9 protein-coding genes are annotated in these 7948 nt (G+C 60.1%); 5 read left to right on the top strand and 4 right to left on the bottom strand.

Annotated elements, in window-relative coordinates; genetic code table 11:
* The first annotated feature begins 103 nt into the window (after window positions 1-103).
* Together VGY55_05925 and VGY55_05920 are read left to right on the top strand one after the other, a co-directional pair.
* Window positions 104-370 (top strand): hypothetical protein, encoded by a 267-nt coding sequence (locus VGY55_05925; GenBank protein HEV2969511.1) that lies wholly within the window; start codon window positions 104-106, stop codon window positions 368-370.
* Between the two features lie 102 nt (window positions 371-472).
* On the top strand, window positions 473-1255 hold the full coding sequence (locus VGY55_05920) for a FliA/WhiG family RNA polymerase sigma factor (protein HEV2969510.1): 783 nt from the start codon (window positions 473-475) through the stop codon (window positions 1253-1255).
* A 128-nt stretch (window positions 1256-1383) separates the two neighbouring features.
* Here the strand turns inward: VGY55_05920 and VGY55_05915 are convergent, their stop codons facing one another.
* The gene (locus tag VGY55_05915) at window positions 1384-2133 is read right to left on the bottom strand and encodes a DUF2007 domain-containing protein (protein ID HEV2969509.1); all 750 of its coding nucleotides are present in this window, start codon (window positions 2131-2133) and stop codon (window positions 1384-1386) included.
* Window positions 2134-2501: 368 nt separating this feature from the next.
* Here VGY55_05915 and VGY55_05910 point away from each other — a divergent pair, with 368 nt between their 5' ends.
* Both VGY55_05910 and VGY55_05905 read left to right on the top strand, forming a co-directional pair.
* The gene (locus tag VGY55_05910; GenBank protein ID HEV2969508.1) at window positions 2502-2675 is read left to right on the top strand and encodes a DUF1328 domain-containing protein; all 174 of its coding nucleotides are present in this window, start codon (window positions 2502-2504) and stop codon (window positions 2673-2675) included.
* A 70-nt stretch (window positions 2676-2745) separates the two neighbouring features.
* A complete protein-coding gene (locus VGY55_05905) occupies window positions 2746-3201 on the top strand; it encodes a PRC-barrel domain-containing protein (protein ID HEV2969507.1) in 456 nt (151 codons plus the stop codon).
* 241 nt (window positions 3202-3442) lie between these two features.
* Here the strand turns inward: VGY55_05905 and VGY55_05900 are convergent, their stop codons facing one another.
* Window positions 3443-3724: a ferredoxin family protein gene (locus VGY55_05900; GenBank protein HEV2969506.1), complete on the bottom strand. Its 282-nt coding sequence runs from the start codon at window positions 3722-3724 to the stop codon at window positions 3443-3445.
* A gap of 587 nt (window positions 3725-4311) precedes the next feature.
* Between VGY55_05900 and VGY55_05895 the strand changes: the two genes are divergently transcribed.
* Window positions 4312-5460 (top strand): DUF1559 domain-containing protein, encoded by a 1149-nt coding sequence (locus VGY55_05895; protein ID HEV2969505.1) that lies wholly within the window; start codon window positions 4312-4314, stop codon window positions 5458-5460.
* Between the two features lie 3 nt (window positions 5461-5463).
* Here VGY55_05895 and VGY55_05890 read toward each other — a convergent pair whose 3' ends face one another.
* On the bottom strand, window positions 5464-5922 hold the full coding sequence (locus tag VGY55_05890; protein HEV2969504.1) for a hypothetical protein: 459 nt from the start codon (window positions 5920-5922) through the stop codon (window positions 5464-5466).
* Window positions 5923-5961: 39 nt separating this feature from the next.
* Window positions 5962-7914, bottom strand: a complete 1953-nt coding sequence (asnB, locus tag VGY55_05885) for an asparagine synthase (glutamine-hydrolyzing) (GenBank protein ID HEV2969503.1) — start codon at window positions 7912-7914, stop codon at window positions 5962-5964.
* Window positions 7915-7948: the final 34 nt, after the last annotated feature.

The raw sequence follows: 7948 nt of genomic DNA, 5'->3' as shown, positions 1-7948 counted from the left end.
GACCGTCGGCACGCAATGTGTCGTTAAAATGCACCGTTTATGGCAGTTTTGACGGCAAACGCGGAACGGAATTCATCCCTTCCGCCAAATCGCAGGACAATTCATGGGACGCGCCTACGCCGGCGTCTTAGGGACGCTCGCCTTTTTGACGGTCCTTGTGCGGTGCGTTGTGCGGTCGGTCTCCGTTGAAGCGACGATCGGTCAAGCCATTGCGTGCCTTATCGTTTTTGCGGTGATCGGTGGCGTGGTCGGACAACTGGCCGGTTGGATTGTGGATGATTCGGTTCGCTCGCGGCTGATGTCCGAAATGGCCGCCGGCGCGAACGCGGCAAGCAAAACGGCTCCGGCCGCGATCAGTATGAAAAAATAATTTGCCGCTGGCTCTGCCAGTGTGGGCTGCATGCGTTGCATGCGGCGAATGCTTCACGCGGAGCGTGAAGACCACGCTCGGCGAACAATCACGGAGGATTGCATGGCGACGACGCTCGCACCTGAGGACGTACAACAGCTTTGGCTGCTATTCAAAGCCGATCCGTCGAATCAAGACCTGCGCAATCGGCTCGTCGAGCAATATCTGCCGCTGGTGAAGTACAACGGCGAACGGATTTGGGCTCGGTTGCCCGAAGGGGTCGAGCTGGACGACCTCGTCTCGGCCGGCGTGTTCGGCCTGATGGACGCGATCGACGCTTTCGACCTCTCGCGCGGCGTGAAGTTCGAAACGTATTGCGTGCCGCGAATCCGCGGGGCGATGCTCGATGAGCTGCGCACGATGGACTGGGTGCCGCGGTTAGTGCGCTCCAAGGCCAGCAAGCTCAACGAAGGGATCAAGACTCTCGAAGCCAAGCTGGGCCGCTCGCCGACCGAAATCGAGCTGGCCGAGCAGATGCAGATCAGCGTCGCCGAGCTGGAAAAGATGATGCTCGACGCCAACGCGGTCAATCTGATCAGCCTGAACAAGAAATGGTACGAGACCGATAGCTACAAGGACGTCCGCGAGATCGACATCCTCGAAGACAAGAAGGGGGAAGACCCCACACGGCGCATCCAGAAGAACGACCTGATGCGCCTAGTCACCAAGGGCCTCAATCGCAACGAGCGGCTAATCATCATTCTCTACTACTACGAAGAGCTGACGATGAAAGAGATTGGCGCCACGCTCGATCTTTCGGAAAGCCGCGTCAGCCAGATGCACAGCTCGATCGTGCAGCGGCTCCAATCCCAGCTCGGCCGCCGCCGCCCCGAATTCGCATCCTGATGCAGGGCGAGATCGTTTAACCGGAGCCAGCGGCGACGGACAGGCGCTCGATGCAGCGAACGCCTGGGCTGCATAAAGGGCCAATCAGCGATTCACGATCGCCCAAGCGGGTTTGCCTTTTTTGTCGACTACTGCGAGCGTCCCGCGTCGATACTCCGACGAACCAGTGTCGCCACGACGATGACGGCCACGAGCACGTAGCCCATCACCGGCTTCCAGAGCATCAAGAGCACTGTTGCGGCAACGCAGGCGGAAAACCATGCCAATCGGGGCGGCGAAAAGAGCAGCGCCGGGGGCGCGTCAGGCCGTTTGATGCCGTCGCCGAAATCGTGCCCGCAGTTTCGGCAAGCGTGCTCGTATTGAGCCTCGAACGGTTCTTCACAGGTTGGGCACAGGAGCCAGTTGCGCTGCGTGCCGGTCGATTGGCGATCGAGCCGCAAGGCGGCGGTGTCGCCTTCGTCGTCGGCATGCTCTTCCAGCGCCTGATAGCTGAGATCGGCGGGCGGAATATCGTCGCCGGTCGAGCCGCAGAAAGGGCAAATCGCCACTCGGCGGCGGCCGCATTTCGGGCACATGGGCCAAGCGATTGTCTCGCGGTCGGCGCTCGAATCTGAATCGTCATCGCCCTTGTCGCGCAATCGCGAACTGCGGCCGGCAACGTCGAACTCCAACGCGACCCGGCGTGCCAGTTCGGCCTGTTGCTCGTCCACCACAACGCGCGGGGAAGTTGGCCAGCCCGCCGGCACGTCGCCCACGGCAAACTGGATCGTGTCGTTCGTGATCGAGGCGGGGATGCCCAATTCTTCAAGGACATTGCGCAACACATGGGCCTGCGGCAGACTCGCCGCCGTGTAGATCACGATTTGCTTGCCGCTCATCGACGCTTGTCCTCGCCAAGATGGGAATGGCGAACGTGTTCATTCTATTCGACATTGGGCACCAGCGCGGAACGCCGCCGGCTGATTCTTGCATTCAAATCCTAGCCGGTTTTCGGCCAGCTTGCTCAATGGATAGCCAAGGCCTCCATTCCAAGGCTGAATATCGGTCCCCAATCCGCGTTTTCGTCGACGATATTGCCGCAGGTCCCCACCGCTACGGGCAGATTCGCATTGGCACGGTTTGTGCGTGGTTTGGGCAGCGGTGTCGGTGGGGCAGGGGTCGCACCGGACCTAGACTGATTGAAGCTGCCGGCCCATATGGCCCAGGGCAGCCGATCATTGTTTTCCGCGCCTTGGAGGACCAACCCATGTTGTACTGGGCTGCCGTATTTTTCGTGATTGCGCTGGTCGCCGCCGTGTTCGGATTTGGCGGGATTGCCATCGAGGCGGTCGGCGTAGCGAAGATTTTGTTCTTCGTGTTCTTGATCCTGTTCGTGTTGAGCCTGTTGCTCGGAAGACCGCGCCGCGGCGCCAGTCTATGAGACCGGCGCGGCGGATACCGGGTGTTTTGTTTGGGCAGACCGCCTGATTTATGGAGGAAGGAGCAGAACTATGAAGCGCATCATTACCGGATTGCTGGCCTGTGGGCTGGTCTTGAGTTGGGCGGGGGGCGCGTTGGCCGCCGATCCGCGGCCGACCGAAAACGTGTCGGTGCCCAAGACCTTCAGAATGACCAAGCTGCACGGGACCGAAGTCCGCAATCTCCAGAATGAAAAGCTGGGGACAGTCGCGGACTTCGTGGTCAACATGGATACCGGGACGATCAACTACATCGCCCTGGGGTCTGGCGGAGTGCTGGGAGTAGGCGAAAAGCTATTCGCCATCCCGTTTAACGAGCTGCAAATGAAGCTCGACGGGAACAACATGTTCTTCGTGGTCAATGTGTCGAAGACCAAGCTCGACAACGCGAAGGGCTTCGACAAAGAGCATTGGCCCGACACGGCCCCGGCGGGCTTCGCCGAGCAAATCGATCACAACGCTGCGACGCCCAGACCGAACGCGCGATAGAATTTCGCGCGCCACCTGATCGCAGCGTCTGCATCCGCAGCCCGTCACAGGGAATTCGTGGCGGGCTGCGTTCTTTTTGTTTGAACCGCCGCCAAGGACGCCAAGAGGACAGCGAACGAAGTCGATTGAATTGAATGCAGAAGTGCAAAAAAGCCGCCGCGGCTTCAAAGCCCGCGGCGGCTTGAGAATTCTGTTCGTGATCGCGCGATCCAAGTGTTCCGATGGCCGGCGCGCTCGGCCGTCATTCCTTGCCCGCCAGCGGTTCTTTCTTTTCCGTGATCACGGGGCACTGCGGCGCCATTTCGGCGTTCAAGGCGGTGAAGTCCTTCCACTCTTCCGGCACGTTGTCTTCATGAAAGATGGCCTCGACCGGACATTCCGGCACGCAGGCTTCGCAGTCGATGCATTCATCGGGATGGATGTACAGGATCCGTTCCCCTTCATAGAAGCACTCGACGGGGCACACCACGACGCAGTCGGTATATTTGCAATCGAAACAAGGTTCACACACAACGTGGGTCATCGACAGATTACTCCTCGCGACCGTCTGCGGAGGTCGCAGCCAAGGCCGAACAACTTGTCACCAAAGCACTTGGAAGCCGAAGGGCCACCAATCCCCGGAATGATAGTGACGCGCCTGGCCGATGTCAACCCAGCGAATCCTGCGGCGGAATTAACGATGAAGGCGGAAGGATGAAGGCTGAGTCAGAGCAACGCCGGCCGGTGCGTTGCAACCAACCCGCGATTCGGCGCCCGCCATCAAGGCGTGGCACCGGCCAGCGACGTGTGGCCAGCGAAGTCGGCCAGTGCTGAACTGGCACATAGCATAGCCCTACTGCATTACCCGCCGACTCACGGAAGACTTGTTGAATCAGCGTTCGGGGCAAGTTTCGGCACTGGCCGATCCGCCGCGGCGGACTGGTCAGAAGCGTTACCCGACCGCGAAACGGCACGCACGCTTTCTACCCCTCAAGGGATGGGCATGCCCGGAATCTCATTTCCGCGGGAAATTCTTTATGATGGAGTTTTGGCACGGATGGAGGTTTTTGCTACAATAAGCGACGCCCTCATCAATACCATTCGCGTAAGCTATTCAGATTGGAGAGCATCATGTTCAAGGTAGATCGTCGCAATTCGTTTCTCTCTGCGCGCCGCCGTGGATTCACACTGGTCGAACTTTTGGTCGTGATCGCGATCATCGGCATTCTCATTGCGCTCTTGCTGCCGGCGATTCAAGCAGCCCGCGAGGCCGCCCGAAGATCGCAATGTTCCAGCAATATCCGACAACTGGGTTTGGCTTTGTTGAATTTCCACTCGGGCCATAGAACGTTCCCGGCAAGTTCGACGTGGCTGGACTCGAAGGGGCTGCCCAATATCATTAACTCGCCGATTCCGACATCCAACCACGCCTTAAACTCTCCCGGACTTTACAAGAACTGGGTGATCGATATTCTTCCGCAGATCGAAGGGAATGACATCTACAAGACGATGGACTTGAAGCAACCCATCAACAACGCGATAAACGCGCCCGCGCGGGCTACCCACATGGGCGTCATGTGTTGTCCGAGCGATCCTTATAACGCCACGCCATTCGATGGTTCGCAAAACGCGGCGACTTCGCTCTTGAGCCCGAAGGGCGCGACTCCGCTCTGGGCTCGCGGCGATTACGCCGCCAATGCCTCGACGGGCTTCATGAGTGTTGGCAGCAATTCCGACGATGCTGCCAGCGCGGCGGTTTGGCGCAACAAGTATCAGTGCGGTGTGATGGGGGCCAATGTCGCGCTGAAGGCCACCGAGATCAAGGACGGAACGAGCAAAACGATCTTGGTTTGCGAGATTCGCGCCGGCTTGGTTCCTTTCGATTGCCGGGGTGTTTGGGCCATGAGCGGCGCTTGCCCGAGCGCGATCTGGGCTTCCGGATATCAAGGGGACTGCAACGGCCCGAACGCAGCCGATCCGGGGCTCAAGTCCGACGACGTGGAGGCCTGCTCCGCGATCCAAGCGATCGTCGGTGGGGCCGTCAAGACATCGCAGATCGGGATGTCCTGCTCGAGCGATGATTGGCCGAATTGGCAACAAGCGGCTCGTAGCCTTCACACGGGCGGCGTCAATGTCTGTTTCGCCGATGGCAGCGTCAAGTTCATCAGCGATTACATTCAGTTGGGAATATCGAGCATCAACCCACCCCAGGGCCTTGGCGTGTGGGACAAGATCCTGCTCTCCAACGACGGCGAAACGATCCAAAGCGGTCAGTATTAAGCCCTACGGCTTCTTCACCTTGATCTCCATCGGCAGGTTTGCCGTATCGACCTCGATCGGCGTCTTGTTCGGGTCGGAATACTCGGGCCCGAAGAGGTCCGTCGTTGATTCGCCGCCCCTCCCGGTTGACACGGTCAATACAACCTTGTGCTTGCCGGGAATCAAACCATCGCCGTAAGTATGGCTGGTGACGGCGTCGAACGTTCCGTCGGAGTTTGTGATCGCGGCGCCTGGTTTGGGAACGGTACCCGCGTCGGCTGTCGGCGGGTTAACGGCAATGAAAATCAATTTGAGTTTTGCCGGAATAGGGGTGCCGTCGGCGTAGGTAACTTTGCCGCTGACTGGCACGTACGAAAACGGCTCCCCGGAACCGCAGCCGGCCAAAGATCCGGCCAGGAAACAGCCGCACAAAAAAAGAGCGATGCGAAAGCATGCGCCAACGGGTCGAGCGCTCGGGGGCATAAGAATCTCCTCGGGAAAATGGGCGGACTGTTACCGATTTTAGAACCGCCGTTCGGGGTTGTCTATCCTGTTTGCGGCCTCCATCCATTGGCGATGCCACAGCTCGAAGACCAGTAATGACCAAAGCTGATAGCCGTGGTTGCGGGCGCCGGATTGATGTTCCTCGACGATCCGCGTCACGGCCTCGGGGCGGAAGTAGCCGCGGCCGAGCGAAACACGATCGAGCAACACTTCGCGGGTGAATTGCTTCAGTTCGTTGCGCAGCCAGGATTCGAGCGGGATGCCGAAGCCCATCTTCCGCCGGCGGCGAACGCTCGGCGGCAAAAGATCGTCGAAAGCCTCGAGCAGAATTCGCTTCCCGCGGCCGAAGCGCTGCTTGAATTGCACTGGCATCGCGATCGCCAGTTCGACGACCCGATGGTCGAGAAACGGTTGCCGGCACTCGAGGCCGTGGGCCATCGAGGCGATATCCACTTTCGTCAACAGATCGCAGGGAAGATAGGTCGTCAGATCGGCGAGCGACGCCGCGGTGACCGTGTCGCGCCGGCCGGCTCGCCGCCAGGCCCGATTCAAGAATTCTGTCGGATCGACGTTCGGCAGACTGGCCAGGAATTCGTCCGAGTACAAAGCCGCGCGACCGGCTTCGTCGAAAATGCCGATCCAATCGAGATACCGCCGCTGGACGGGCTGCCCGAGCGCGGCCGTGAACCGCTTCAATCGGCGGATGAACGATCGCCGCCGATTCCCGCCCGGCAGCCGCTGCCAGAGGGAACTCGCCAGCAACCGCCGCAACGGGCCGGGCAGCCTGTCGAACAGTGTCGATAGCCGCACCGCCCGATAACGATCGTAGCCCGCGAAAAGTTCGTCCCCGCCATCGCCGGTGAGCGCCACTTTCACCTCTCGGTGCGTCAGCTCCGCGACATACCAGGTCGGCACCGCTGAACTGTCGGCCATCGGCTCGTCGTAGTGCCAGGCCAGCTTCGGCAGAATCTCCAAGGCGTTCGGCTCGACGCGCAGCTCGTGATGCTCCGTACCGAAGCGCTCGGCGACTTCGCGTGCGTAGCGGGTTTCATCGTAATCCGATTCGGGAAAGCCGATTGAAAATGTTTTCACGGGACTTCCGCTCAATCGGCTCATCAGGCCGACGACGATCGACGAATCGATCCCACCAGAAAGAAACGCCCCCAGCGGCACGTCGCTCTGCAATCGCAGCCGCACCGCGTCGGTCATTCGCGATTGCAACTCTTCGACATATTCGCCGAGCGGTCGACGTTCCTCATGGTTGAAGTCAGGCTGCCAATAACTGGCCACATTCAAGCGGCCGTCGCGCCAGACGGCGTAGTGGGCTGGCGGCAACTTGCGAATTCCGCGAAAAATCGTGTTCGGGTGCGGGATGTACTGGTAGGTCAAGTATTCGTCGAGCGCTCCCGGATCGATCTCGCGCGGGACGCCGAGGGTCGCCAGCAGGCACTTCAATTCGCTAGCAAACAACAGCCGGTTCGTCTCGGCGCGATACACCAGCGGTTTCTTCCCGAGGCGATCGCGGGCCAGCACCAATTGCCGCCGTGGGGCGTCCCAGATCGCCACGGCGAACATTCCCCAGAGATGTTTGGCGAAATCGGGCCCCTCATCCTCGTAGAGATGAACGATCGTCTCGACGTCTCCTTGCGTGCGGAAGCGATGGCCGGAACCTTCCAGCCGCCGCCGTAAGTCGCGGAAATTGTAGATTTCTCCGTTGAAGACGACCCAGATCGTGCCGTCTTCATTCGACAGCGGCTGGCGGCTCCCCTCGATGTCGATGATCGACAGCCGCCGATGCCCGAGCGCCACGCCGGGCTGCGGCGCCGCGCCGGTTTGCAAGCGGTAGTCGCTGCGATAGCAGCCGCGATCATCTGGACCGCGATGCGCGACCAAATCGGTCATCCGCTCGAGCGTGGCCGCATCGAGCGCCGCGGCCGGGTCGATCCAAACTGCGCCAGTGATGCCGCACATGCGATGGGAATGACTAATGTCGAATGACGAATAC

Source organism: Pirellulales bacterium, assembly GCA_035939775.1.
Classification (GTDB): Bacteria; Planctomycetota; Planctomycetia; order Pirellulales; family DATAWG01; genus DASZFO01.
The sequence above is the reverse complement of the archived record's forward strand: the minus strand, read 5'-3'. Positions and strand labels throughout refer to the sequence as shown.

Coding starts and splice junctions, on each gene's coding strand:
- VGY55_05910 (HEV2969508.1), top strand. CDS start 2,502: ATGTTGTACTGGGCTGCCGTATTTTTCGTGATTGCGCTGGTCGCCGCC.
- VGY55_05925 (HEV2969511.1), top strand. CDS start 104: ATGGGACGCGCCTACGCCGGCGTCTTAGGGACGCTCGCCTTTTTGACG.
- VGY55_05895 (HEV2969505.1), top strand. CDS start 4,312: ATGTTCAAGGTAGATCGTCGCAATTCGTTTCTCTCTGCGCGCCGCCGT.
- VGY55_05915 (HEV2969509.1), bottom strand. CDS start 2,133: ATGAGCGGCAAGCAAATCGTGATCTACACGGCGGCGAGTCTGCCGCAG.
- VGY55_05900 (HEV2969506.1), bottom strand. CDS start 3,724: ATGACCCACGTTGTGTGTGAACCTTGTTTCGATTGCAAATATACCGAC.
- VGY55_05890 (HEV2969504.1), bottom strand. CDS start 5,922: ATGCCCCCGAGCGCTCGACCCGTTGGCGCATGCTTTCGCATCGCTCTT.
- VGY55_05920 (HEV2969510.1), top strand. CDS start 473: ATGGCGACGACGCTCGCACCTGAGGACGTACAACAGCTTTGGCTGCTA.
- VGY55_05905 (HEV2969507.1), top strand. CDS start 2,746: ATGAAGCGCATCATTACCGGATTGCTGGCCTGTGGGCTGGTCTTGAGT.
- asnB (HEV2969503.1), bottom strand. CDS start 7,914: ATGTGCGGCATCACTGGCGCAGTTTGGATCGACCCGGCCGCGGCGCTC.